Below are 25,871 nucleotides of genomic sequence, written 5' to 3' on the forward strand. Positions count from 1 at the left end.
CGAACTTACGCGAACCGCGCCGGTGCCCAAACGCACTGTTATTCCACCGCTACTAACTCAGGAAACTGATTCCCCTATGCCCCCCGCGACAAAAGCCTCGTCCGTCAACCCCGAAGAACTCTCGCTGAGCGACCTGCAAGCGGAGGCCGAAACGATCCGCAAGCGGATCAACCGGTTCCGCGAGTCGCTCGGCCGGTTCTTCGTGAACAAGCAAGAGATCATCGACCTGATGTGCGTGGCCGCGATCGCGCAGGAGCCGCTCCTGCTCATCGGGCCGCCGGGAACGGCGAAGTCCGACATCGTGGTGAAGTTCAAGGACGCCCTCGGCATCGAGCAGGGCGACTACTTCGAGTACATGCTCACGCGGTTCACCGAGCCGAGCGAAATCATCGGCGCGATCGACATCAAGGAGCTGCGCGACGGCAAGTACATCCGCCGCAAGGACGGCAAACTGCCCACCGCGAAGCTCGTGTTCCTCGACGAGATCTTCAAGTCGAACTCGGCCATCCTGAACATCCTTCTCACGATCATCAACGAGAAGAAGTTCTACCAGGAGGGCAAGCCCGAGCCGGTGCCGTTGCGGATCATGTTCGCGGCGACCAACGAGATCCCCGAACAGGGCGAACTCGCCGCGCTCAAGGACCGGTTCGTGCTGAAGGTGCAGAGCCGCAGCGTGCAGGAAGAGCACTTCGCCGAACTCATCGACGCGGGGCTCCAGGGTGAAGCCTACAAGGGCCTGAACCAGAAGCCGTGGATCGAGGGGCACGCGCAGCTCGACGACTTCCTGAAGGCGAACCGGTACATGACGCACCTGTTCTCGCGCAAGACCGGCGACGGGCGCGGGGAGGAGGAGAACGACCGGCACCGGTTCTTCCCGGCGGACGTCTTCAAGGAGTTCCAGCGCCTCGTGAAGACGCTCGTGCGCGAGGACAAAATCTTCATCAGCGACCGCAAACTGGTGAAACTCTACAAGCTGTTCCGCGTGCGCTCGTGGTTGTTCAGCGGCGGCGCAGTAACGAAGGACGACCTGCGATTACTCGCGTACCTGGGCGAAACGCACCAGGAAATCGAGCACCTGCGCACGAAGGTGCCGGAATACTTGGGTGATGCGTAAGCGGTCAGGCGAACGGCCGGTGGGCCAATTGTTGCGCCTGCATTGAGACCCGTGAACCCCGCCCGCAAGGGCGGCGGGTCGTTTGATCCCACACCGTGCGTGGTGATCGTCTCATATCCCCATCAGGTGCGGAGTACCCGCCGCCCTTGCGGGCGGGGTTCACCGAATAGGCTCCGCGGTTATCTTCGCCGTCATCACCGGCCGTTCGCCTACACTGCAATCATCTCGCGATTACGCACTTCGCGTGAAACGGGAACGCGAGTACGACGTTTCTACTTCACTGGTTCCTTCCACTCTGGAGCTGACGGCCATGCTGCGCGCACTCGCAATTGCTCTCGTGGTGGGTATTACTCCACGCGCTTCGTTCGCGGAAGAACCCAAGCCAAAAGCAACAGCCAGTCTCACTGAGCAGCTTCAAGGGACGTGGTTGTTCGACGAGGCGATGCACAAGAAGCGCAGCGAACTCGGGCGCGTGCGGGACTCGGTCGTCACGGTAAAGGGAGATTCATTCGCGCTCTCGCAGTTGATGGGGTGCAAAAACGATCTGAAGGGAACGCTGGTCTTCGATGCCACAGACCCGAAGGTGGTGGATCTGAAGATCGCGGCCCTCGATCTCTCCGAGCTACTCCCGGACTACAAACTCTCCGCGGGCACGCTCCCGGCGATCTACAAACTCGACGACGACCGACTCACGCTCTGCTTCCCCCGCGATTATAAGCGTAAGCGCCCGACCGCGTTCGCGGCGTCGGCCGAAAACTTCCTTGTCACGCTCCGTCGTGCCCCGGCCGAATTCAAAGAGTTCCCGAAAGAACTGACGCTGACCGTAACGCGACCAGACGGGACACCCGCTGCGGGCGTAACGGTTGGCGGATTCATGTACCAGCGCAACACCCCGGAACAAAAGGGGGCGGCTTCAGTGTGGGAGTATTCCAACCCGGGCAAAACCGGGGCGAATGGCTCCATCACTCTCAAAGCCGAAACCGTTCAGGGCGGACAACTGGTCGTCCGCGATACCGCGAACGGAACAATGGCGTTCGTGCCCGTGTCGCCGGCCAAGCGAGCGAACGGACAGTTCCGCGCGACGCTCGCACGCGAGTGCAAAATTACCGGTACGCTCACCTGCGACGAGTTGACGAAAGCCGGCCAACCGATCGGCCCAACGAACGTCTACCTCATCGCCGACGGTGCCCCGGTCGCGAGTTGGGCATCGAAGGACGGCAAGTTCGAGTTCCTGGCCCCGCCGGGCAAGTACGTCCTGAACCCCTACGGGTCCGAGGTCGGCAGCGAATTCGTGACCGTGACCGTACCCACAGACCGCACCGAACTCGCGTTCGATCCGATCCCGCTGACCGCTCGCGCGTTCGCGCTGCTCAAAGGGCGGGCCGCGCCGGAACTAGTAGGCGTGGTCGCGTGGAGCGGTGAAAAAGTGACGTTCGCCGACCTGAAGGGCAAATACGTCCTCATGGAGTTTTGGGGCTACTGGTGCGGTCCGTGCGTCGGGTCGATGCCGGTGCTGATCGAACTGCACGAAAAGTTCGCGGACAAGGGGCTGGCGATCGTCGGCGTTCACATGGACATCGACGGCGAAGTGGACACGCCCGCCAAGCTGGACGCGAAGCTCGCCGGGTACGTGAAGGACGAGTGGAAGGGGAAGAAGATCCCGTTTCCCAACGCACTGGTCCCCGGAACGCGAATCGGCATGGGCGATGAGGAGAAACGAGGCGGTGCGATCGCACAGTACGGCATTCAGAGCTACCCGACGTGCCTCTTGATCGACCGCGAGGGCAAGGTCGTGGGCCAGTTCCACGCCCGCGACATCAAACAGGCCAGCGCGGAAATCGAAAAGCTACTCAACCCGAAGAAGTAGCCCAACAGCGCAGCAACGAGATGGCCCGCCAGATGAACTTGCGGTGCGAGCGTTTCACCGCGTAGCTTCCGCGGCCGTTCCATTCGTGACGCGGAGGTGTGCTGTGGCTCTACGCTCGTGGGCGCTGGTAGTGACGGTGGGTTTGTTCTTCGTCGGATCAGGGCGCGCATCAGCAGAGGATGCGCCGGCGCCGGACCTGAAGCCGCTCTCCGAAGCGGTTCGCAAGGTGGTCGAGAAGCACTACCCGAAGTGCAAAGTCACACTGAAAGATCAGGCCATTTCTTTCGAGTTCAACACCCGCAAGTTCATGGTCCACGAGCCGCTACTGACCGGCGAGTGGCAGGATGCGTTCGAGGAAGTGGGGCCGCAAAAGGGCGGAGTCATGGGCGGTATCGTGCTGCGCTCCGGCCAGTACGGGGGCCAAGCGGCCGTACCTCAAGCGTTCGACAAGCGGTACTTCGTAACGCTCGTCCTCGCGCCGTACTCCAAGAAGCTGGACGCCCACTTGTACGCTCACATCAAGTACCCGCCCGGAGCGCCCAAGGAGTTCGTCAAGGAATTGCATGAGCTCCTCGACAGTTTCGAGAAGCACGTTCCGGCGAAGGGCAAGTAGCGGTGAATTGTTGGTGAACCCCGCCCGCAAGGGCGGTGGGTCGTTCGATCCCACTATGCTTGGCGATCGTTTTTTACACCACACCCGCCGCCCTTGCGGGCGGGGTTCACCAACAACGGTGCCGTGTTGAATTGATGCGTTTGGTTCATGGTTGGTGGCACAGGCCTCTGGCCTGTGGAGGCGCTTCCACAGGCCAGAGGCCTGTGCCACCAACACAAAACGCCAGTTTTCAACACAGCACAACAACCACGGCCAACGCGCAACACAATACTCTTGCGAGCCAGTACCGGCCGGTCGCCCGGAAGTTACTTCACGTCCATCAGCACGCCGCCGTTGCGGGCCGAAGCGAGGCACGTATCCATCACCGTCTGCGTCTTCAGCGCGACGTCGGGCCACATCGGGTCGACCTTGCCCGAGAGCGCCAGCCCGCTGAACGTGCGGATCATGTTCGTTTCCTGGGCGTCCGGCGCGCCGTCGCTGTACTCGGTCACCGCGAACCGGCGCGGGTGGCTCTCCCAGTGGTAGCTCGTGCCCTTCACGTTGAACACCGGGCGGTCCGCGACGAACTCGCTCTCGCACCCGTAGAAGGGCAGCACGAAGTCGCGTACCGCGATGCTCCCCTTCGTGCCGCTCACGTGTGCCCACTGCTGCAATTCGGTGTTGAACGAGCAGTAGAACGACGCCGAGACGCCGTTGCCCCAGAACAGTTCGCCGGAGAACTCCAGCGGCACCGTCGCCCCGGCCGGGCCGTGCTCGGTGAGCATGCGCCCGCTCACCTTCGTCGGGAGCTGGTACTTCATCACGAACAGCGAGAAGCGGATGTTGTACCAGCCGAGGTCGCCGAGCGCACCGAGTGGTTCGAGCGCGTTGCTGACGCGAATGTTCCCCTTCAGGAAGTCGTCGCCGGCCGCGAAGCTGAACTGCGTCGCGATGCGCCGGAGTTGCCCCACCGTTTCGCCGTCGTCGATTGTCGAGCGGAGGAGGGGCAGGCGCTTGCCGTGCATGAACATCACGCCGTCCATGAACTGCACCTTGTTCGCGTTGCAGGCGTCGATCATCGCCCGCAACTCGCCCGCGTCCGGGCCGCACGGTTTCTCGCACAGCACGTGCTTCCCGGCGTTCGCGGCCTTCACCACCCACTCGCGCCGCACGCCGGTCGGGAGCGGAATGTAGACCGCGTCGACGTCGGTGCGCTTCAGCAGTTCTTCGTAAGTACACGCGGTCGGCGCGGTCGCGAAGGGGCACTCGGACTGGTTCGCGTCGAGCCACTCCTTCGCACGCGACGGCTCGCGGCTCGCCACCGCGGTAAGGGTCGCGTTCTCCGCGAACCGGATCGCCTTCCAGTTCTTCCGTGCGATGTTCGCCGCGCCCAGAATCCCCCACCGACAGATCGACGACGCCATGTGCCAAACTCCGAATTGCGGTTACCGTAGTGAACAATCTACTGAGAAGGGCGTAGGCTTGGCCCGCGCCGGCGGCTAAAGTACGCGGTTGGAACGCGCGTAGGAGCACGTCATGAGCGAAGCACGCGATTATCTGGCCGAGCACCACGACCTCACTCGGCGCTTCTTCCTCCGGTGCGGTGCCACTCTCGCGGCGGGAACCGCAGCCACAGCGCGCGTAGGGGCAGCCGATCCGCTCCCCGCGGAACTCGCCCCGGTGTTGGAAAAGCTGGAGAGCTACTTCACCGCGCCGTCCAAGTTCGAGGACGTGTCGCGCGGGCGCCCGATTCCGCACACGCTTCCGATCGACAAGAAGAAGGAAGTGGGCCTCACGCGCGAGACCTGGCGCCTCGAAATCATCGCCGACCCGGAGAACCCCGCCAAACTCGGCAAGCAGTTCACGAAAAAGGACAACACCGCGCTCGACTTCGACACGCTCGTGAAGCTCGGTGAGAAGCACGCGGTGCGGTTCCCCAAGATCATGACGTGCCTGAACCTCGGGTGCCCGCTCGGGATGGGCATCTGGGAAGGTGTTCCGCTGCGCACGCTCGTGTGGCTCGCGCAACCGAAAGAGAACCTGCGCCGCGTGTTCTACTACGGCTACCACAACGACGACCCGAAGCAGCAGTTCCGCAGTTCGCTCCCGGTGGGCCGCGTCCTCGAAGACTTCGACGACCTGCCGCCCGTCATTGCGTGCTACAAGCTCAACGGCGAGTGGCTCACGCCCGAGCGCGGAGCACCGGTGCGCGTGGTCGTGCCCGAACACTACGGCTACAAGTCGGTGAAGTGGCTCACGCACCTTGTGCTGAGCAACTTGGCCCACGCGAACGACACCTACGGCGCACAGAACAACGACATCGACAGCCCGATGAAGACATTCGCCGCGACGCTGCACGTTCCCGACAACGCGAAGGCCAACTCGCCACTGCCGATCACGGGGTACGCACAAGCCGGTATTTCGGGGCTGTCGAAAGTTCAGGTGTGGGTGTCGCCTGCGGGGAAGGGGTGGGATGCAGACGATCCGCACTTCACCACTGCGCCGTGGAGCGACGCGACCGTTCTCGCACCGCCGAAGAAATGGGGCGGCGATCTGCCCAACGACGCGATCCCGAAAGACACGGTGGGCTTCGACGCGACCGGCAAACCGAAGTCGTGGCCGATGCGTCTGGCGAAAGCACACTGGGCCGCGGTCCTCCCGGGGCTACCCGCGGGGCAGTACACGCTCCGCTGTCGCACTATCGATGCGAAGGGGCAAGCGCAGCCGATGCCGCGCCCGTTCAAGAAATCTGGCCGCTGCGATATCGAAGCCGTGAACTTCACCATCATTGCATAAGTGCAAATTCACGAATAAGTAACGGCAACTCCCCTTCACCAAACAAATACGCTTCGCCCACAATGAATGTGGGCGAAGCGTGCGGAGGCGGGCGTCATCCGCTACTTCACCGGTTCCTCTTCGGCCACCAGGGACACCCCCTCAACGACTTGCCCCTCTTTTACCCCCACAGTCAGCGAAGTATTCGTGGGTGCGTCCGCGCCTCGGAGCCAGAACGGGGCGACCTGCACCTGCTGCTCGGTCGGGCGCACGAACTTCAGCTCGAACGTGCCGTCCGCCTTAGTTGTGGTGGTCGGGTCGTAGTACCGGTTCTCGCGTGCATCCGTGGGCGTTGCACGCACCTCCCGACCGGCCACCGGGCGCCCCTTAGCGTCCACCACTTTGCCCCGAACGGTACCGGGGCGAGTGAGCCGCAGCGTCACGTTATCGATCACCTCGCCGGGCTTCGTCCGGACCGGCGGGAGCACACCGTTGGCCCACTTCCGCCACTCACCGTACTTCCCGTCGTGGGCGACGAGGTTGTATTCGGCCGCCCCGCTCGCCGGGAGCACCATCACGAACGTGCCATCGGTTTTGGTTTCCACACTGAACCGCGTATCGCCGGTCAGCGAGTTCCCGGAACCGGTGCGGGCCGGGGCCACGGTCGCGCCGCCAACGGGGTTCCCGTCCGGGTCGAGAACCCGCCCGGTCACGCGCACAACGGGTTCCGCGACAATCGTCACCGCGGCCATCCCCGGTTTCAGGTCGAACGTCAGTCCGTCGAAGTTCCGCTGCCAGCCCGTCTTCGGATCATCGATGGTCTTGCGCTCCCAGTCCCGAATGACCTGCTCCGACCACCACCGTGCGTGACTCGTGGACTCGACTCCGAACGTGAACTCACCCGGGAGCATGTCCTTGATGGTGATCTCACCGTCCGAGTTCGACTTCCCGTCGATCGACTTCTGTTGCCAGTCGAAGAGGCGCAACCCCGCGACCGGTTTTCCACTCACCGAATCGACCACGCGGGCTTTGAACGTGACGCCCGGCTCAAGCGCGATGTCGAACTTGCGCCCCTGCCCGTGCGCGATCCCGGTCTTCGCGATCCGCGCCACCCCGACGCCCGGAACTCGGATGTGGAAGGCGTATTCGTCCGGCTGAACGTAGAGCCGATACCGCCCCTGTGCGTCGGCAACTGTCTCGGTCCAAACCTGGGGAGCCACCCCACCATCGAGCATCTTCGGCCCCTGATCGGCGCGAACCAGTGCCCCGGCTACCGGTTTCCCGTCCGGACCACGAACAACGCCCTCGAAGTACGTCGTCCGGTCCATCGCGATGACGAGCCCCTTCACCCCGACCTTCTGCCGGATGATCATCACCGGGGAATAGCTGTCCTTCCGGAACCGCACTTGGACGTCTTGTTTCGTCCCACAATCCTTGATCCGAAATACGCCGTCGGCTCCGGTGAAGGTGTAGTTCTCTGGGCTGTCGACCCAGTCCCACACGTGAACCTTCACCCCCGCGAGCGGCTTCCCTTTCTCGTCCACCACGACCCCGGCGAGTTCCTCGGGCTTCACGTCCTTCGGGCCGTCGACACCCGGGAAGGTCGGAACGCGAACCTCTGCCGCGCCGTCTTTTCCGATGAGAGCCGCCGCCTCGAACCGCTGCCCGTCCGACGTTTCGATCCGGAGCGGAACGCTCCGGCCCACCTCCAGCGGTCCGTTCGGGGAGGATTCGAGTCGGAACTGACCGTCCCAGCTCGCCGTGACCGGTCCGGACGCGAAGTTCCCGCACGCACTCGAATGCTGGAGGGCCGACACTTTTACGTGCGCGATCGGCTGCCCGGTCGCGTCCGTCACTTTGCCGGACAGTCCCGTGACCACGCGAACCGCTTCAAACGGCTCGTTTAGCACGACCGGCCCACGGCCGGCGGATACAGTCACCTTCTTCCGCGGGCTGTTGTTTGGGAAAGCGAAACCGGTTGGGGTCGACCAAGTTGTCAGAGTCGCCTCGCCGGGCGGGAGCCAGAACCGGAACCGCCCGTCTTTGTCGGTGGTGACCTGCGGGAGGCCGTGCCCGCTGGGGTTGAAACTACCGATCGCTTTCAAAGTCGCCCCGGCAACCGGTTCCCCACCTCGAACCTTCACGGTACCGGTCACTTCGACGCCATCTAGGACCTCCAGATCCACGTCCGCCGTTTCCCCGATTTTCGGATTCACGGTCACGCCGGCGGCCGCAGCAGTCGAATCGGTGGGGAGTGCGAGGAACAGGTTGTAGGAGCCGGCTGCAACACCCCGGAACTCGAACCGGCCCTCGTCGTCCGGCGCCATAAAGCGGTCGGATGTCGCCGGACCGGACGTGAGGTGAACGGTCACTTTCTTCACCGACACCGTCGGCATCCGTGATGTAACACGGCCACGGACAATTGCCTCCGGTTCGAGCACCAAGTTCGCGGAGCGCGCGTTCGGCCCGGCAACGAAATCTCGTTTGTGGATGCCGGCCGCGCTCGCAGTGTCCCGTTCGGCGAACCCCGGCGCACTGGCCCGAAAGATTAGCTGTGCCCCGTCCGGAACAGTTGTGAACCGGAACGCTCCGGTGGCATCGGTCTTCACGGTGTAAGCCTTCTCGACCGCGGTACCACGCAGCGCTTTAATCGGGGTGTAGCCCCAACTCGTGACGTTGCCGTGATTCGTGACGACGCCGAACTGAACCTCGGCTCCCGCGATTGCCTTTCCGTCCCGATCTTTCACCGTGCCCGTGTACGTGGTGGCCTTCGGCAAAGTGAGCGTGACGGTATTAGCAAACGTGGCAGAAGCGTGGCCGACTACGGGCGCGAACCCATCTTTCACAGCGACGAGAGTGGTCGCGAACAACGGGTCTTGCCCCTCCGGGAACCGGTCGAAGGTGAAGCGCCCCTCGGCGTCGGTCGTCGTATCCAGGCGCTTGCCGGTGCCGTTCGCGCCCACCGCGATGACGAACGCCTTCGCGACCGGCGCCCCGTCCGAATCCTTCACCACGCCGCGAATCCCCTTCTCGGCGACCGGCGCGGGTTCCGCAGCGGCGGGCTGTCGAGGTGGATCGAGGCCAACTGAAGCGGCGGTGAGGCCGAGCACCAGAGCCACGACTCCGCACGCCACAAGAGGCACTTTAGACTTCCAAGCCATCATGCGAAGCACTCCGTTGGCAACGACCGCGGCCCGCGAGTGGGCGCTGTCCCCGCTCGAATGGGCCGCGAGCGCCGCGGTAACGAATCGTGTCCCGTCTCCCGACGCGAGCGCGTGCGGGGTCAGCATGTCCAGGTTCGCGGCGAGCGCGCCGACACTCAGTGCGACGCCGCGCCGAGTGAGCCGGGCGCGGAGCAGTTCCTTACCTCGCGTCACCCACCCGCTCAGTGTCCCGAGCGGGCAGTTCAGTTCGGCCGCGGCCTGCTGGTACGTCTTCCCGAGCAGGTAGCAGAGGACCACCGGCACGCGGTACTTGTCCGGGAGCCGGTCCAGTTCGGCGTCCAGAAGGGCCGCGAGGTCCGATTCGGGGGTAACGGGTTCCGGCGCGGGCACGCCCGAGAGGTCGAGTGATTGTTGAGCGCGGTGGCCCGACCGCGCGCGGACCGAGCACCGGTACGCGACCCGAGCGAGCCACCCGGCCAGGCTTTCCGCGCGCACGATACCGGCGCGCCGCGCGAGCACGAGGAACGTGGCCTGGAACGCATCTTCCGCGTCGTGTTCGTTCCCCGCGACCCGCCGGCAGACGCCGAGAACCAGTCGCTGGTAGCGCCACACGAGTAGCTCGAACGCCGCGTCGTCCCCGGCCCGCGCGAACCGGCGCAGCAGGTCCGCGTCGGGCACGTGGCGGAGCGAAACATCAACAACCGTTCGGAACGTCGTAGTCATGCTGACAGATTAGTGCCGCGTTCCGACCGGGCGCATGCGCGAGTTTTTCGGCAGTTCGGAAATGGCGCTTTGCGAGGGAGTGGCTCGGATTCGGCAGACCTAATCGGGAGGGGCGACACTTTCACATTGTTGAGATCACAACAACCACACCGATGCCTTTCTGGTAGTGATCTTCTCGGATTGCAATTTTGGGCTCGGGCGGCAATACGCGGTTACTCGTTCGCGGGGCGAGCTGCTGTTTTCCAGGTATCTTCGCACTATGTACGACGCCCGTACCCCGGAATTTCAGGCGCGTGTCTACGCGAGCGAGTCCAAACGCGATTCTTCAAGTCACAACCGTGACGCGAGTATGCCCGCCCCCATTCCAGCCCGTGTACTCCCAATGACGAACGCCCTCACGCGCCAGCACGCGGTACGTGCCTTGCTCCTCCTCGTGTTCCTCTCCGCTGGCGCGTGCCAGCGCCAGGAACCCGCCCCCGACCCGAATCCGGCCCCGACCACCGCGCCCCAGGCGAAAGCGCCCGAGCTGCCGACCGACGGGATCGCGGAAGACTACGCCGTCCTGGAACGGTGCTGGTACGAGAACCGAAATACGGTCGATTTCCTCAGAACACACGGGGAAAAGCGAACGCCCATATGGAGGGATGCAGCCGCCCAGGATTCGAGCAAAGGAATGGTCCTTTATGCCCGCGCCCTACAAGACGGAATCGGCGTGGCGGAGGATCCAACCGAGGCCGTGAAGTGGCTCCGCAAGGCTATCGAGCGCGGGAACACGGACGCAATGTGTCTCCTCGCACTATGTTCCTTGGATGGCCGGGGCGTGGCGAAGGATCTGCCGGAGGCGGTCAAGTGGTTCCGAAAGGCCGCAGAACTGGATTCTCCTACCGCGATGCGTGCTGTGGGGCAGTGCTACTTACGTGGTGAGGGCATTGCGAAAGCCCCGGTTGAAGCGGTCAAGTGGTTCCGCAAGGCCGCAGAACTGGGACTACCAATGGGGATGCACGATCTGGGTGCGTGTTACATCAACGGCCTTGGGGTGACGAAGGATAGCGCCGAAGCGGTGAAGTGGTTCCGCAAAGCCGTGGAACTCGGCAATGCCGATGCAATGGGCGGTCTGGGTTCGTGTTACACCTATGGCGATGGCGTGGCAAAGGATCTGGCTGAGGGCGTCAAGTGGTTCCGAAAAGGCGGGGAACTCGGTAGCGCTGAAGCGACGTACAATCTGGGTGCGTGTTACTTCCACGGCCACGGCGTGGCAAAGGATCTGGTCGAAGCCGTCAAGTGGTTTCGCAAAGCCGTGGAGCTTGGAAATACTGATGCAATGATCAATCTGGGTGCGTGTTACTTCAATGGTACGGGCGTGGCAAAGGATTCTGTCGAGGCCGTCAGGTGGTTCCGCAAAGCGGCGGAACTCGGTAATGCTGAAGCGATGCACAGCCTGGGTGCGTGCATCGCCGCTGGCGCAGGCGTGCCGAAGGATCCGGTCGAGGCCGTCAAGTGGTTCCATAAAGCCGCCGAAACTGGACACGCCGAAGCAATGCGTAATCTGGGCGTAAGTTACGCCGATGGTATCGGGGTAGCGAAGGATTTGGTTGAGGCCGTGAGGTGGTTTCGCAAGGCAGCAGAACTGCGATTGCCGCTGGGCATGGCCAATCTTGGGAAGTGCTACATTCTCGGCATGGGCGTGCCGAAAGACACCGTTGAGGGGTTAAAATGGGTTCATAAGGCCGCAGAACTCGGAGCTCCACATGCCATGTACCTTCTTGGCGCCGGGTACTTTGAAGGGGTGAGTACCGCCAAAGACGCTACTGAGGCCGTGATGTGGCTCACCAAAGCCGCAGAACTCGGGAACACAGACGCCCAATTTGTTCTGCAACAACTGCGTGACGCGCCGTTAACGCCGCCACCGCAACCAATCAAGCGGTAATTCAAACACAGAACGCAACCGTTCACACGCGGCTACCAGTGCCCCGTCAATTCGACGCATTCTGCCATCGGTCAACTGGTTGTACTTGCTCGCCCGCACCGGGACTACCACCGGTCGCGCCCCTCTCGGCCCGTCCTGTAACACGAATTGATAAACGAAATCGTCGCGCGCTACACGATGACTCGCGAGGCGCCACGGACCTCGTGTAAGTCGTCGACCGACTACACCGAGTAATCAGCCTCGGCGCCCCCCACCGGTGCCCGAGCACCCTTCGCCGTATCTGTGATGCCTCGCAACTCAAAACAACTGGCGGAATCTCCCGAGATCCGAAATCTCCGCCCGATGGTTTCCACGGAGTAGCCCGCCCGGCCGGAACTGCCGGCCTGTGAAAAATGCGCTTGGCGGCCACCTACCGAGTTTGAGATATGCCGATATGGGAATATATATTTGTCATGGCCCGCTCACCCACCACCTCAGACGCATTCAACGCGGTCGCCGAACCGCGGCGGCGGGACATTCTCGACCTGCTCGCACACGGCGAGCGGTCGGTGAACGACTTGGTGGCGGCCCTCAAACTCACGCAACCGCAGGTGTCCAAACACCTGGGCGTATTGCGAGAGGTGGGGCTGGTGAGCGTGCGCGAGGCCGGGCGCCAGCGGTACTACGCGCTGAACGCTGCGGGGCTGAAACCCATCCACGATTGGGTCAAGGTTTACGAGCGGCTCTGGAACGAGCGATTGGACCGCCTGGACCAGTACCTCAAGGAACTCCAGTCACAGGAGAAACCGAATGACGGCGAGTAGCAAACCCACCGCGCCCACCGCGGACCGCGAGATCGTCACCACCCGCGATTTCGACGCGCCGCGCGAGTTGGTGTTCGCCGCGTGGACCGACGTGAAGCACGTGTCGAACTGGTGGGGGCCGAACGGGTTCACCACGACCACGCACCGCATGGACGTGCGCCCGGGCGGCGAGTGGCGGTTCGTCATGCACGGGCCGGACGGCCGGGACTACCAGAACAAGATCACCTACATCGAGGTCGAACGGCCCGAGCGCCTCGTGTACACGCACGGCGGTGAAGTGGAACTCGAACCCGTCGATTTCCACACGACGGTGACCTTCGCGGAAGTGAACGGCAAGACGCGGGTCACGATGCGGGCCGTGTTCCCGTCGGCCGAGGAGCGCGACCGCGTCGCACGGGAGTACGGGGCCATCGAGGGCGGTCAGCAAACGCTGGCGCGCCTCGCCGAGCACCTCGCGCAGTCGGCAGGCGGCGCCACGGACCGCACGATCGTCAGCACGCGCCTCATCGAAGCGCCACAGGAGCGCGTCTTCCAGGCGTTCGCGAACCCGGACCAGTTGAAGCACTGGTGGGGGCCGAACGGGTTCGTGAACACGATCGAAAAGTTCGAGCTGTACCCGGGCGGCGCGTGGCGCCTCATCATGCACGGACCCGACGGCACGGACTACCACAACGAGAGCGTGTTCACGGAAGTGACGGTGCCGGAGCGCGTCGCGTTCGAGCACCGCGAACCAGTCCACCGATTCACAATGCAAATGACCTTCACGCCGGTCGGCGCCCACACGCAACTCACCTGGCGCATGGTCTTCGAGTCCGCGACGGAGTTCGCAAAGATCAAGGATTTTGTTATCCCGGCGAACGAGCAGAACTTTGACCGGCTCGCCGCTCACCTCGCGGCACTGTGATCTCAGATCGCGCGAGCGAGTTCTGTGCCCGCTCGCGCCGAACAGCAATTCCACCACACGGAGAAGTGGCTCATGTCAGTCGATTCACCCGCACCGCGGTCCCGGGGCTTGCTCTGGACCGGGCGCGTCCTGAGCGGCTTGGTCGGCGGGTTCCTCCTGCTCGACGGCGTCGCCAAATTGTTCAAACCGGAACCGGTCGTGGAGGGCACGGTAAAGCTCGGATATCCCGAGAGCGTGATCGTCCCACTCGGTATTACGCTGACCGTATGCTCGGTCCTCTATCTGATCCCACGAACCGCCATCCTCGGAGCGATTCTGCTCACGGGCTACCTGGGCGGGGCGATCGCGACACACGTCCGGGTCGGTGACGACGTATTCACCATCGTCTTCGGAGCCGCGTTCGGCGTAATCGTTTGGCTGGGCCTGTACCTGCGCGAGCCGCGGCTCCGCGCCCTGGTCCCGCTGCGATAAGCGGTCCCCTCACATTCCGTTTCAAACTCTCCACGAATGAGGACAAGTCACATGGCCGCGAAACAGGATACGGCATCGGACCGCGAAATCGTCATCAAGCGCGAGTTTGCCGCGCCGCGCGAGTTGGTGTGGAAGGTGTGGACGCAGCCCGAGCACATCACGAAGTGGTGGGGGCCGCGCGGATTCAACACGACCGTCACAGAAATGGACTTCCGACCCGGCGGTAAGTGGCGCTACGTCATGCACGGCCCGGACGGGGCCGAGTACCCGGTCCGCGGAGTGTTCCGCGAGGTCGTGCCGCCGGAGCGGATCGTGACGACCGACGAGTTCGACGAGGGCTGGCAGCCGCCGCAACCGATCGACCTGCCGAGCGGGATCGTCGCGACCGCGGTGTTTGACGCGATCGGCGTCCGCACGCGGCTCACCCTCACGATCAGCCACGCGACCGTCGAGGACAAGAACAAGCACGCGGCGATGGGCGTGGAAGGCGGGTGGAACTCCAGCCTCGACTGCATGGACGACTACCTCATGGCCCTCACGGACGAGGTCACTGTTCGGCAACTCATCGCGGATCAGACGAAGGCCATCTGCGAAAAGAACGTCGACAAATTGATGCGCCCCTACGCGCCCGATCTCGTCGCGTTCGACGCGATCCCACCGTTCCAGACGAACGGCGCGGACGCCTGGCGCCAGACATGGGCGTCGTGCCTGCCGCACTTCCCGGAGACGTTCGCGATCGAAACGCGCGACCTGCGCCTGACGGTGAGCGGTACGGCCGCGTTCGCCCACTGGCTGTTCCGGTTCACCGGCCCGGAGAAGGACCACCCCGCGATGCAGAGCTGGATGCGCCTGACCGGGTGCTATCAGAAAATCGAGGGGGAATGGCGCATCGTCCACGAGCACTGCTCGGTGCCCTTCGATCCACACACTAGCAAAGCTCTGCTCACGCTGGATGTGTAAGGCCAAGTCTTCTGGTGCCATTGGGGGCGCGAACAACAAATAAAAACATTGTTCGCGCCTCCCAATAATTTCTAGAATGATCCGTACCTCCCACCTGAGTGGTCAAATCGGCAACCCACATCGATTTGAATTCTCCACTCATCTAAATTACGCCGCGCACGGTACTTCCTTTTTACGCGCCCAATTTCGGGGAAACTGCTAACACGTGTGGGTTTGCAACAAACGGGTAACTATTGCGTTGACAAATAGTATCATTGTAAATTTAGACATTCCCAAAAGGGCCGGAAAACATTAAAAGGTAATCGCCCACATCGCGACGAGCGGAATGGGCTTTCAGATTCGGCCCGAATCCGCGGTATCGCCCATGCCCGACCCGAACCAGCCGCCACAAATCATCGACCCGCGCCTGGGGAGCCTGCTGGTTTCCGCGCGCGGTCCGTTCGGTGGGAGCCTCCCCACCGCAGTACTCCCCCTCGAGTTCGGCCCGCCCACAGCGGCAGGCGAAGTGGGAACGCTCGGCCCCTACCGCATCATGCAGGAACTGGGCCGGGGCAATATGGGCGCCGTCTTCCTGGCGCTGGACACGCGCCTGGACCGCAGCCTCGCGCTGAAAGTGATGCGGCCCGAGTTCGCCGCCGACGCGGAAGGGCGCGCGCGGTTCCTCCGCGAGGCAAAGTCCGCGGCCCGGATCGACCACGACAACGTCGTCACGGTGTACGAGGCCGACGAGCGCGAGGGCATGCCGTACATCGCCATGCAGCTCCTCCGGGGGTACCCGCTGGACGCCTTCCTCGCACTCAAGGGCGCGCCCTCACTGCGGAACATCGTGCGGATCGCGCGCGAGGCGGCCCTCGGGTTGGCCGCGGCGCACCGGCTCGGCGTCGTCCACCGCGACATCAAGCCCGCGAACCTGTGGCTGGAGTCCCCCCAGGGCCGGGTGAAGCTGCTCGACTTCGGCCTGGCCCGACCCGACGGCATGGATAACGAGCTCACCAAGAGCGGGGCCGTGATCGGGACACCGGCGTTCATGTCGCCGGAACAGGCCCTCGGCGAACAAGTGGATCACCGCACCGATCTCTTCTCGCTGGGCTCGGTCCTCTACTGGCTCTGCACGGGCCAGCTCCCCTTCCAGGGGTCGAGCGTTGTGGCCGTGCTGATGGCACTGGGTACCGTGGAACCGGAGCCCGTCCACGTGCTGAACCCCGACGTGCCCCCGCCGCTGGCGGAGCTGATCCACTGGCTCCTCGCGAAATCGCCAGCGGAGCGGCCACAGACCGCGGCGGAAGTCGCCAACCACTTGCACGAGATCCTGGAATTGCCCACGGGTCTGTCCTCGGTCGCACCACCGAGCGCGCCACCTCCCATCAGTACGAGGGTAGAAACCTCCGATCCGTGGCTGACCCGCGCGCTGAAAGGCCCCGGTTCGCGCGCAGGGTACCGCGCGACACCACCGGCCGTGTCGCCGACCGCACGGCCGGCTGAGCCGTTGATCCCACCACCGGCCGTGCCGCCGGCCGCGCCGAGCGAACCACGGGTACTCCACACGATGCCGGTCGTCGCCATCACGCCGACGACTCCATCGAACGAAGAGCCGAGGGCGACCAGCGCGCCGGACACAGTCGGCACGCTCATTTCATCCGGCACCGTCTGGGAAAAACCACGGAGCAAGCCCCGTGAGAGGAGCACGCGAAGAGAGTACGCCCCCCCCGAAGTGGACTATTTTGACCGGCCGAGGCGAACGTACAGAAGGCCGAGGAGAAGGGACAACCACACCGGAGCGATCCTGGCCATCATCGGGGGTGGTATCGGCACGCTGGTCGCTGTTGCCTTGATCGTGGTACTGATCGTGACCGGGGGAAAGAAAGGGGCGGATTCGGCTCAACAGAAGGCCAGTGATCACAGCCGTCAGACGGCGAGCGGAACCACGTCTGGGGGAGCGGGCACCCGGCCTCCCGTCGACACCGATCACGAAGCAGACACACCGCGTGCGGTGCCGCCCACAGCCGATGTACCAAAACCACCCCCGCCAGCGCCCCCATCCGGCGCCAGTTTAGCCGGCCAGTGGACCCGTGAAGTTGACGGCCTGATCGAGGTGTGGACGATTCGCTCTGTTGCCGGCAAATGGGAAATTGAGGGACGGCTATTCGACGGCGTGGACGAGGTCGGAACCTTTGCCGGCTCGGACGTACAAATGTCCGAGCACGCCCTTACGTTCATTCAACGTTTCGAGAAGCAACCGCCCCAACCCCGGCCCAGCGGGGCAACCATCGCGGCCAAGCTCGGTGGGGCCAACCTCGTGTTCACTTGGCGGCACAACGGGAGCAGCGGGAGCGGCACGATGATACGAGTGAAACAATGAGCCGGTGAGTTTCATGGGAAGGCTGCAACAAAAAGCCCCCCCGCTTTGTCATTTCGAGAACACAATTACGAATTTAATATCGCAAAATCATCTTCCCAATACCGCGGGCGCGGATTCCTGGGCGTGGCTGGCGTCGTGCCCGGTATAGGCGCCGAAATCGTTGAAGAACAGGCGCTTCGCCAGCCGATAAAAGACGTTTTTCTCCGGGATCTCGGCCGACGGCGCGTACTGCGACGTGCGGATTGTCATCGCGTCGAGTTCGGCGAGGGCCGTTTTTCGTGCGGTCGCGTCCTTCGCACCGTGGGCCTCGACCAGCTTCTTGAGCAGGTCCGGGCGCTCCAGCACAATGCACCCGCGTGTCGTCTCGGCCGCGAGCTTACGGAAGTCTGCCAGGAACGCGGACCGGAGGAACTTCTGTTTGAGCGGGCGCGCGTCCGTCGTTGAGTGGATCGATTCCGTGGAGAACTGCACGATCGGGCACGGCTCGATGTCGCCCCACGGGTTGATGTGGTGGCTGATGCCGGTCGCCGCCGGGCACAGTGCCTTGCCCTCGCCGTCGTGGTACGCATCGACGATGACAATCGGTTTCTTCGCGCGCATCTCCACCACGAACTTCCGCGCCCGGACCGCCTGTTCGGGCGTCAAACACAGGTCCGGGTTCGGGTTCGGTCCCATCGGGCGGTACACGTGAAACCAGGTGTAAAGTACGCCCATTTCGATGAGCCGGTCGATCCACTGTTCCCGGAGCAGGTCATCGATGTTGGTCCGCGCGAGGCTCGTGCAGACGCCCGTGAACACGCCCGCGTCGAGCGCGTTGTGCAATCCCTGGAGCGTCTTGTTCAGCACCCCGCCGCGCCCGCGGCGCTCGTCTGAAACGATCTCCGAGCCTTCCACCGAAATGAGCGGCGTCACGTTCCCCAAGCGCCACATCTGTTTGGCGCGCTCGGGCGTGATGAAGTGGCCGTTCGTGAAGATCTGGAAGTAGCAGTCCGGGTGCTCCGCGAGCATGTCCAGCAGGTGCGGGTGCATGAACGGCTCGCCGCCGACGATCCCGAAGAACACGTTCCCCATCTGCTTCGCTTCGCGGACGAGTTGGTGGAACGCGGCCGGCTTGATCGTCTCCTGCTTCATGCTCACGTCGACCCAGCACCCCTGGCACCGCAAGTTGCACGTGTTGATGATGCTCACGTACAAAAACGGCGGGAACACCTGGCCGCGTTTCAGGCGCAACTTGTGCTTGTGAACGGACAAAGCGCCTTTAACGCCCATGTTGTACGCGAGCTTCCACAGGAGCCGCTTGTCGGTTTCCAACAGAACGCGCTTGGCCAACTTGAACGACGCGAGCAGGGTCACGGTGCGCTCCGGGCGGAACGGTGCGGTACTACAGATGAAGTGTACCGCTTACGCGGGAGATATTACGGGAGATTTTCGCGCGGGCGGCCAGCCGTAGCGCCTGTGCGGATGAAACACCCCGAGACAAAACGCGAAACGCCCTCGGCGTCAGTTCGGGCCGGCACCCCGGCCGGCGCGCGGGAACACTTGAACGTTGCCCCGCGTCAGGAGGACGACCGATGGTTCCACTTCTCTTGTTACTCACCGCCCCCGGTCACGACCCGTTGGGCCATCCGCCCGGTCCGGCCGACTACCCAATCCCCCTTCCCTCTCTCACGGCGCCAGTCCCGGCGGCTTCGACCTGGGACCGCATGTTCCCTTCCGGGCACTGTGCGGGACCGGCGCTTCAGCCGTTCCAGAAGCAACCGCGTGTCTGCCCGGTCGCGGTTTGTGCGTGCGACTCGGAAGCCAGCCTTCCTTCAAAAAACATTGCGTGGGTCAAAGAGTTCCACACTGCGGCCCACGTCCCGTATCCGCGATACGACCTGAGTGGCTGCCCCGTCGAGGGCGACGGGCTACTGATCTACGAGGGAATGCGGTTCGCCGTGGATCAGAAGACCGGGAACTACGACCTGACGTTCACCGCGACCGTCCCGGCGATGCCCGTGCTTTTGCGCCTGCAACTGACGCTCACCAGCCCGGACGGGAAGCAGGAGTACAAACTCACGCTCCCGATGATCCGGATGGAACCGCCACGCGACGCCAAGCCCGGCGACCCGGCCCCGCGCACGTTCCATGTTGCGCACCGTGGGTATTCGAGCCTGCTGTTCGATCCGAAGCAGGGCATTCCCCCCAGCCAGTGGGACCGACAAACAGCAACACTCAAAGCCACGATCGACAACACCTGGGTCATCACCCGCACCGGCACCGCTCGGTTCGGGACGCCGATCGCCATCGACGACCCGAATCGGTGAGTGTCGTTGCTCTTACACCCGTTCGACCGCGGCCCGTGCGCCGCGGTCGTCTCATTTCTCTTCCAGGTTGAGTTATTTTCCGCAAATAAGCAGCGCCCCGGAAAGATAGCACAACTGGTAAAGTCGGCATTTGCGCCCCGTCGATAAATCGCGTGCAGAGACAGTTCCGTACACGCTCGCCTAACGCGCTGCGCGGCGGGTGACACGGGGGCTACGGTATGGCGCGCAACGCCGCAGGAATGCTGTTGTGTCTGGGGTTGGGTGCGGCCGTCATGTACGGCAGCACGAACTACCGTACCCTTCTGGAACGGATCGCTTCAGAAACAGCGGCCCCCGTCACCGACACACCGAACACAGCCCCGGCGCCGCTCCCTCCGGAGGTCACCGCTGCGCCTCGCGCTGTCGAGCCGGTGCGCCGCGACCCGAACGTCCGCCAAGCCAGCATGACGGACGAGACGAAGCCCGAACCGGTCAAGAGCGTTCGGCTCGAAGACGCTCAGGGCATCGTGTGGGATCTGAACAAGCCACCGGTGGACGGCGTCGCGACGCTCGGAACCGCGGTGAAGCTCAAACTCGATCGCACTATCGCCAATCAGCTCCTCCTGAGCACCGATGATCCTGCGGTTCGCGAGAAGCCGGTCGACGATGTGCCCGGCGTGAAGCGCAGTGACGAGAACGGGACCACGTTCGTCGCGCTCGATTTGACGAAGCTGAAGACCACCGACGGCAAAATCAACTTCGAGCTGCGAGTTAAGAGCGTCGGCCCCCTAACGTCCGATCCATACAAGTTCACGATCCTGGTTCCGTCCGAACCGAGCGACGCGATCTCGGGTCAAGTGACCGAGTACGCGACCTCCCCTCCCCTTCGCCCGGCCCCGATCTCCTCGGTTGTGGGTATGGTCGACGTCTACGGCAAACCTCAATACGAGCCGTACTTGCGCCTGTTCGGTCAGGTGAAGGGAGCAGCAACCCTGCGGTTCGTGCTCCAGCCCGAGGGCGGGGTCGCGACCGAGGTGGACGGGGACATCGGCCGCAACGCCTCCGGTGCATGGGATGCCCGCGTGCGGCTCCCGGTCCTCAACGATCTTACCAAAGCCAAGCTGTTCATGCGGGTGGAGTACACCAACGCCCGCCTGTACTTCACGAACCCGCTCCCGCTCCGGTTCAACTTCGTCCCCGAAACGCTCGACCCACCGGCGCTCGACGCGCCCGTGTCGGCCGAAGGTAAGACCGTCACTCCCGCGAGTGACTTCTCCACTCCGGGGCTGCCCGCGTACTACTCGAACGGCACGAAGTTCGACCTGAAAGTAGCACCACCTCAAAATGCACAAGTGCTGGTCGCGTACATCGACAACGCCGCCGTTTTCCCGGGGATCAGTGTTATCCCGGCGCCGGGCGGGGACGGGAAAGTCACGTTCCAGAAGCTAGACGTGGGGAACGGACGGGATCACGTGATCCGCGTCGCAGCGGTGCGTGGGTCGTTCGTCGGCACACCCGCACAAATCAAACTCATGGTCGCCACCACGCCACCGACGGTGGAAAGTGTGAACGCGCAACCGGGATTCGGCCAATCGAACGGGATCGGGACCGAGAAGATCGTCATCCGCTTCAGCAGCAAGAACCCGATCGATTCCAACTTCAAGGCCGACACCTTCAAGGTGTCCCACAACGAGAACAAGGCCCAACGCGGGAACCTGCCGATCGGCACACCGGTGTACGACAAGTTGACCAACAGCGTCACCCTCAACGTCGGTGCGATCCTGCCCGGCACGTACACGGTCGCGATTCTGAAGAACAAGATCACCGACGTGTTCGGGAACGCGCTCCCGGAATCCACCGAGGTCCAGGACGGAGGTAATGCGTTCGAGGCCACCGTTTCGACCCAAGCAGCGCCAGACAAGGCCGTTCCGGTCGATCCCTCTGGCACGACGCTCCAGACCGGTCCGCCGGTGGACTTCCGCATCTACCTCAAACCACCCGTTTACGACGAGGGGTTCAACCCGTCGGACCGGGTCGAGTCGCGGGTCGCGCGGCTGTACTACTACCGCGACGCGCACCGGGTCGCACAACTCATTAACCGATCGGTGAAGTCGTACAACGCGGCGGACGTAGACGTCCGCCGTCGCGCCGCTAACCGCACACGCGACGACGCCAACAAAGCCGAGGACGAACGCAAGCGCCTGGAATTTCTCTCGGTCAAAGCCGCGCAGGACGCGCGCGCGGCGGAGGCGGAACTGAACAACCTCCAGAACCGGGTCGCCGGCGCGCGCGGGACCGCGGAACAGGCCCGACGGAGTTTGATCCAGAAGCGGATTGAAATTGATGAGGCGAAGCGCATGGGACGCCCCCCGGGTGAGATCGCGGGGCTTCAAGCCGAAGCGGAGACGATCGAACGCGCCCTGATTTCCGCGGATTCTATCGACCGGCAGGGGCCGGCCGATATTGCTCGCGCGCAGGGAAACGTCGCGGCGAAGCGGGAAATGGAAGCCAAGGCTGTTGAAGCGTGGATGGTCAAGGAGTTCGAGGAACGGCGCCTGCGCGAGAACCAGTTCCGCGTCGAAGTATCGGCGTCCACCGCGGACCCGGACACCTACGCGCCCGGGCGCCCGGACTCCGACGACCCGGTGATGCGCGTGTCGGTTTCGGTGATCGGCGAGGGGCTGATCCAGCTCCGCGGGCCGATCAAAGGGTTGAACGTCATCCGCACGATGTTGAACCAGATCGACGCCCCGGTGGGCCAGGTCCGCGTGGCCGTTCACACGCTTCAAGTCAACGGCGAACGCGCCGATCGCATGGAGAAGGTGGTCGCCAACATCCAGCGGTACCTGGACCACTCGCGGTTCCTCACGGCCCAATCGAGCCAGATGCTCCGCAACGCGGTCACGTCGGTCGCCGCGCGCAAAGCCGCGGAAGCGGCCGCGACACTGGCCCCCGGCTGGACTCAATGGGACCGCGACCAAAAGTACCTGTATGCGTTCTTCGGGAAGGATTTCACCGACGAGTTGATGCAACTCGACTCGGAGTTCCTCAAGACCGGTAACAAGCTCCTCGCGCTCAACTCGATGGACAGCACGAGTCTGTCCTCGGCCCTTTTTCTGATGGCGCTCGCGAAGAACGAAGTGCGAATGGAAATCATCCAGGAATTTCTGGCAACCGTTCAGCGCGATCTGCCCCAAGCGGAAGCCCGGTACTACATGATCGGGATCGCGACGCCGAAGCACTGCGACGCCTGCAAGGACAAGAAGGAATATCTTCTGGCGAGCAACTCGCCGTTCGAGTCGCTGGTCGGCTTCTTCAACGCCCACGTGACCGGCACCGATACGCTCAACCCGCTCCAGCGCGAGTTCATCCGCCTCGCCCAGATCTTCAAAGCGCAGATGATTACCGAGATGCAACTGCGCCAGCGCGTGATGGAGCGCTCGCTGTTGGAGGAGCGCATCAACACGAACTACCTCGACGAACTGCGCAAGGCGAAGCAGATGGAGGACGACGCGAAGAAGGTTCTGCGCGCCCTCCAGGAACAACTCAACCTCGCGAGCGCGCAGAGCCAGAGTTCACTGAACGGGTTCCAGGTGCTGCTCGAAAAAGCGACCACCGAAATCGGAGTCGTGTCCCAGGTGTTCGCGAAAGAGCCGAACCAAAACGTCGTGATCGGGCAAAAGCAGTTCACCGCGCCCAAATGGACGGGTGACAAAAGCAAAGGCGAACCGCGCTCGTGGCAGTTCACCAGCAGAACCCTCCGGGACCAACTGGACCAAACGGGGGATCTGCTCAACCAGTTTTATTACATCGATCCGGACGCCTACAAGCGGTACTCGGCCACCATCAAACTGATCAAGAAGGCCGCGACCACGGGTGAACTCGGCGACGACGAGTACCAGGATCTGAAGAAAGGTCTGGACGAATTACTGAATCTCCTCCGAACGGAAGCGGCGGCCGTCCAGAAGAACCTGGACACGATCCGAGGGCAGCTCCAGGGCGATAACGCGAACCCGCTCGAAGCCGCCGCCCGGTACCGGATCTTCCGCGAGGAAGTTCTCAACCGGTTGCGCCAGGGGAGCGAGTTCCGCACGGCGGCCGAGGCCATTTTCAAAGAGGCCGACCCCACGTTCCGGGCACTCGAAAGCACGGCCGGGCAGTACGCCGCCGCGTTCAAGAGCGCACGCGACGCCCGGCGCCCGCTCGACGAAAAGAAGCTGCTCGACCTGCTCGTAGACGAGATGGAAGACAAGTACGTCGAGATCCTTGAAGGAATGCGGGCGCGCACCGCGAACGTGGACAACTACCTCAAGAGCGTGACCACCGCGCTCGACGACGACTTCAACACGCAGTACTACCTGCCGTCGTTCCGCCGGGCGCGCGAGGCGAGCCGGTTCTGGGACGTAACCCTGGCTCAAATCGAAACGACCTCCGTACTGACGAACAACCGGGCGCTCGGTAAGGTGTCGCCGGCCGCGTCGTATGAATTCGACCTGCCCAAGCGGGATATCGCCATCACCGAAGGGTTCCGGTCCGCGAAGGCGCTGTTCGACGAGTACGGCGCACTAATGAACGACCCGTCGTTCCTCGCTCTGGCCAAGCTCTACAGCGGCAATCCGGTTTCGATGGTCCAGGGCGGCGGTGGAGATCTGGCAGCGATTCGAAGCGTGCTCCCCGGGCTAACGACCACGCCCGACGAGCGGATCATGGCCCAAGCGGGACCGGGCCAGAAGCAGTTCGGGACCGCACTGGACGGGCTGATCCCGGACCCGGCGATTTACAAGTTCGAGACCGGAACCGGGTACGAGATCCGGCCCGTACTCAGCCCCGACGGGCAGGCGGTGGTGTTCAAGTTCGACTACCTCTATACGACCGACGTGCGCGAACCGGTCCGGGCCGACGAGAAGCACCTGGGGCGCGTGAAACGCCACCTGATTCACACGGACGTGCAGCTCGGTAACTTCGAGCTGCGCGAGGTGAGCAAGTACATGGTGGCGCTCAAGGTCGCGCGCACCGGTCGGGGCGTGCAGTTCCTCCAGGATCTCCCCGGTGTCGGCATTTTGTTCCGCCCACTACCGAGTGCCAGTTCGTCGCTCCAGCAGAACCTGATCTACTCCCAGGCCACGATCTTCCCGACGCTGTTCGACCTGATGGGGCTGCGGTACGCCCCTGCGATCGCGGACCTGGACCCGCTCGCGGACCGCATGGCCGAGTTCGCGGCGCGGTACCGCCGCCTCGATGTCGAACAGCGCATCTACGACATCGCGGCCACCCGCGTCGATGATGCTCTCCGGACACCCTACGGCGAACGCCGGTACGATTATTACCGTTCGCAGATGACGCTCCCGTGGCGCCACCCGAACGGCTCTGTGGGTGTGGGGCTTCGGCTCCACGACGGGATTCTGCGCGAGGGCTACGACCCCACGATCAAGTTCCCCGAAACGCAGTTCGCGCCCGGGTTCTCACCAGAGGGGCGGCCCAAGCCCTACAACCCGAACACGCCCTACGGCCCGCCTGCGTTCGATCCGCCGTACACGATCCCACAACCGCCCCCTGGTGTCCCGTACCCGGGGGCCACAGGAGCCACCGGCCCGCGGGTTCCGACGGCGGTCAAAATGCCCCCGGGAGCGTCGGGAACGTTCGTCCCCGGATACGGTCCGGTGGGAGTTGGGAAACCCGTGCCAGTCACGCCCGCACTCCCGACGACGCCCTCAACGCGCCCGGCCGAACTACCAGGGACGAGCCAGCCGCCGATCATTACCGTGGGGCCGCCGGTAACGAGCCAGCCTCCCGCGGGTCCGCAAACGCCGCTCGCACCGGTCCGGCCGATACCTCAACCTACGGTACCAATGCTGAGCCCGCCGCCAACGGGAGGGAAGTAGCGACCGTAGGGAATCTCTCGTGGCTGTCGCCGCTCGGGTACTCCC

The 25,871-nt window shown here is 63.6% G+C and carries 15 protein-coding genes and 1 pseudogene; 13 read left to right on the plus strand and 3 right to left on the minus strand.

Features of this window, described 5'->3' with window-relative positions; genetic code table 11:
• The first annotated feature begins 76 nt into the window (after window positions 1-76).
• The 3 genes from VT84_RS20865 to VT84_RS20875 all read left to right on the plus strand — a co-directional run bounded on the left by VT84_RS20865 (window position 77) and on the right by VT84_RS20875 (window position 3,594).
• Window positions 77-1,114 carry an AAA family ATPase gene (locus VT84_RS20865; protein ID WP_052560830.1) on the plus strand — a complete coding sequence of 346 codons (1,038 nt, stop codon included), beginning with the start codon at window positions 77-79 and terminating at the stop codon, window positions 1,112-1,114.
• Between the two features lie 310 nt (window positions 1,115-1,424).
• A complete protein-coding gene (locus VT84_RS20870) occupies window positions 1,425-2,981 on the plus strand; it encodes a redoxin domain-containing protein (protein ID WP_052560831.1) in 1,557 nt (518 codons plus the stop codon).
• A 103-nt stretch (window positions 2,982-3,084) separates the two neighbouring features.
• Window positions 3,085-3,594 carry a hypothetical protein gene (locus VT84_RS20875; protein WP_157469669.1) on the plus strand — a complete coding sequence of 170 codons (510 nt, stop codon included), beginning with the start codon at window positions 3,085-3,087 and terminating at the stop codon, window positions 3,592-3,594.
• Window positions 3,595-3,899: 305 nt separating this feature from the next.
• On the opposite strand, the gene VT84_RS20880 is transcribed toward VT84_RS20875, so the two are convergent.
• Window positions 3,900-4,997: a Gfo/Idh/MocA family protein gene (locus VT84_RS20880; RefSeq protein WP_052560833.1), complete on the minus strand. Its 1,098-nt coding sequence runs from the start codon at window positions 4,995-4,997 to the stop codon at window positions 3,900-3,902.
• Between the two features lie 112 nt (window positions 4,998-5,109).
• Here VT84_RS20880 and VT84_RS20885 point away from each other — a divergent pair, with 112 nt between their 5' ends.
• The gene (locus VT84_RS20885) at window positions 5,110-6,369 is read left to right on the plus strand and encodes a molybdopterin-dependent oxidoreductase (protein ID WP_082840869.1); all 1,260 of its coding nucleotides are present in this window, start codon (window positions 5,110-5,112) and stop codon (window positions 6,367-6,369) included.
• 101 nt (window positions 6,370-6,470) lie between these two features.
• On the opposite strand, the gene VT84_RS20890 is transcribed toward VT84_RS20885, so the two are convergent.
• Window positions 6,471-10,235, minus strand: a complete 3,765-nt coding sequence (locus tag VT84_RS20890) for a sigma-70 family RNA polymerase sigma factor (protein ID WP_082840870.1) — start codon at window positions 10,233-10,235, stop codon at window positions 6,471-6,473.
• 382 nt (window positions 10,236-10,617) lie between these two features.
• Here VT84_RS20890 and VT84_RS20895 point away from each other — a divergent pair, with 382 nt between their 5' ends.
• The 7 genes and pseudogenes from VT84_RS20895 (at window position 10,618) to VT84_RS20925 (ending at window position 17,659) form a co-directional block, all read left to right on the plus strand.
• The gene (locus VT84_RS20895; RefSeq protein WP_157469671.1) at window positions 10,618-12,162 is read left to right on the plus strand and encodes an SEL1-like repeat protein; all 1,545 of its coding nucleotides are present in this window, start codon (window positions 10,618-10,620) and stop codon (window positions 12,160-12,162) included.
• A 452-nt stretch (window positions 12,163-12,614) separates the two neighbouring features.
• A complete protein-coding gene (locus VT84_RS20900) occupies window positions 12,615-12,965 on the plus strand; it encodes an ArsR/SmtB family transcription factor (RefSeq protein ID WP_052560837.1) in 351 nt (116 codons plus the stop codon).
• A pseudogene (locus VT84_RS42330) lies at window positions 12,952-13,434 on the plus strand (SRPBCC family protein); the annotation flags it as partial. The gene VT84_RS20900 and the pseudogene VT84_RS42330, both read left to right, overlap by 14 nt.
• Before the next feature lie 18 nt (window positions 13,435-13,452).
• The gene (locus VT84_RS42335; protein WP_410000402.1) at window positions 13,453-13,869 is read left to right on the plus strand and encodes an SRPBCC family protein; all 417 of its coding nucleotides are present in this window, start codon (window positions 13,453-13,455) and stop codon (window positions 13,867-13,869) included.
• A gap of 72 nt (window positions 13,870-13,941) precedes the next feature.
• Window positions 13,942-14,340 carry a DoxX family protein gene (locus VT84_RS20910; RefSeq protein ID WP_082843359.1) on the plus strand — a complete coding sequence of 133 codons (399 nt, stop codon included), beginning with the start codon at window positions 13,942-13,944 and terminating at the stop codon, window positions 14,338-14,340.
• 51 nt (window positions 14,341-14,391) lie between these two features.
• Window positions 14,392-15,300, plus strand: a complete 909-nt coding sequence (locus VT84_RS40160) for an SRPBCC domain-containing protein (RefSeq protein ID WP_204249613.1) — start codon at window positions 14,392-14,394, stop codon at window positions 15,298-15,300.
• Between the two features lie 325 nt (window positions 15,301-15,625).
• A complete protein-coding gene (locus VT84_RS20925; protein WP_082840872.1) occupies window positions 15,626-17,659 on the plus strand; it encodes a serine/threonine-protein kinase in 2,034 nt (677 codons plus the stop codon).
• Between the two features lie 87 nt (window positions 17,660-17,746).
• Here VT84_RS20925 and VT84_RS20930 read toward each other — a convergent pair whose 3' ends face one another.
• On the minus strand, window positions 17,747-19,012 hold the full coding sequence (locus VT84_RS20930) for a radical SAM/SPASM domain-containing protein (RefSeq protein WP_082840873.1): 1,266 nt from the start codon (window positions 19,010-19,012) through the stop codon (window positions 17,747-17,749).
• A gap of 218 nt (window positions 19,013-19,230) precedes the next feature.
• Between VT84_RS20930 and VT84_RS20935 the strand changes: the two genes are divergently transcribed.
• Window positions 19,231-19,965, plus strand: a complete 735-nt coding sequence (locus VT84_RS20935) for a hypothetical protein (RefSeq protein WP_082840874.1) — start codon at window positions 19,231-19,233, stop codon at window positions 19,963-19,965.
• Window positions 19,966-20,183: 218 nt separating this feature from the next.
• Window positions 20,184-25,826: an Ig-like domain-containing protein gene (locus VT84_RS20940; RefSeq protein WP_082840875.1), complete on the plus strand. Its 5,643-nt coding sequence runs from the start codon at window positions 20,184-20,186 to the stop codon at window positions 25,824-25,826.
• The last annotated feature ends 45 nt before the right edge of the window (window positions 25,827-25,871 follow it).

The organism is Gemmata sp. SH-PL17, from assembly GCF_001610855.1.
In the GTDB taxonomy this organism is placed as follows: domain Bacteria; phylum Planctomycetota; class Planctomycetia; order Gemmatales; family Gemmataceae; genus Gemmata; species Gemmata massiliana.

Bases quoted from the DNA above. Each gene is read 5' to 3' on its own strand.
- VT84_RS20865 (WP_052560830.1), top strand. From the start codon at position 77: ATGCCCCCCGCGACAAAAGCCTCGTCCGTCAACCCCGAAGAACTCTCG.
- VT84_RS20870 (WP_052560831.1), top strand. From the start codon at position 1,425: ATGCTGCGCGCACTCGCAATTGCTCTCGTGGTGGGTATTACTCCACGC.
- VT84_RS20880 (WP_052560833.1), bottom strand. From the start codon at position 4,997: ATGGCGTCGTCGATCTGTCGGTGGGGGATTCTGGGCGCGGCGAACATC.
- VT84_RS20885 (WP_082840869.1), top strand. From the start codon at position 5,110: ATGAGCGAAGCACGCGATTATCTGGCCGAGCACCACGACCTCACTCGG.
- VT84_RS20890 (WP_082840870.1), bottom strand. From the start codon at position 10,235: ATGACTACGACGTTCCGAACGGTTGTTGATGTTTCGCTCCGCCACGTG.
- VT84_RS20895 (WP_157469671.1), top strand. From the start codon at position 10,618: ATGACGAACGCCCTCACGCGCCAGCACGCGGTACGTGCCTTGCTCCTC.
- VT84_RS20900 (WP_052560837.1), top strand. From the start codon at position 12,615: ATGGCCCGCTCACCCACCACCTCAGACGCATTCAACGCGGTCGCCGAA.
- VT84_RS20910 (WP_082843359.1), top strand. From the start codon at position 13,942: ATGTCAGTCGATTCACCCGCACCGCGGTCCCGGGGCTTGCTCTGGACC.
- VT84_RS40160 (WP_204249613.1), top strand. From the start codon at position 14,392: ATGGCCGCGAAACAGGATACGGCATCGGACCGCGAAATCGTCATCAAG.
- VT84_RS20925 (WP_082840872.1), top strand. From the start codon at position 15,626: ATGGGCTTTCAGATTCGGCCCGAATCCGCGGTATCGCCCATGCCCGAC.
- VT84_RS20935 (WP_082840874.1), top strand. From the start codon at position 19,231: ATGGTTCCACTTCTCTTGTTACTCACCGCCCCCGGTCACGACCCGTTG.
- VT84_RS20940 (WP_082840875.1), top strand. From the start codon at position 20,184: ATGGCGCGCAACGCCGCAGGAATGCTGTTGTGTCTGGGGTTGGGTGCG.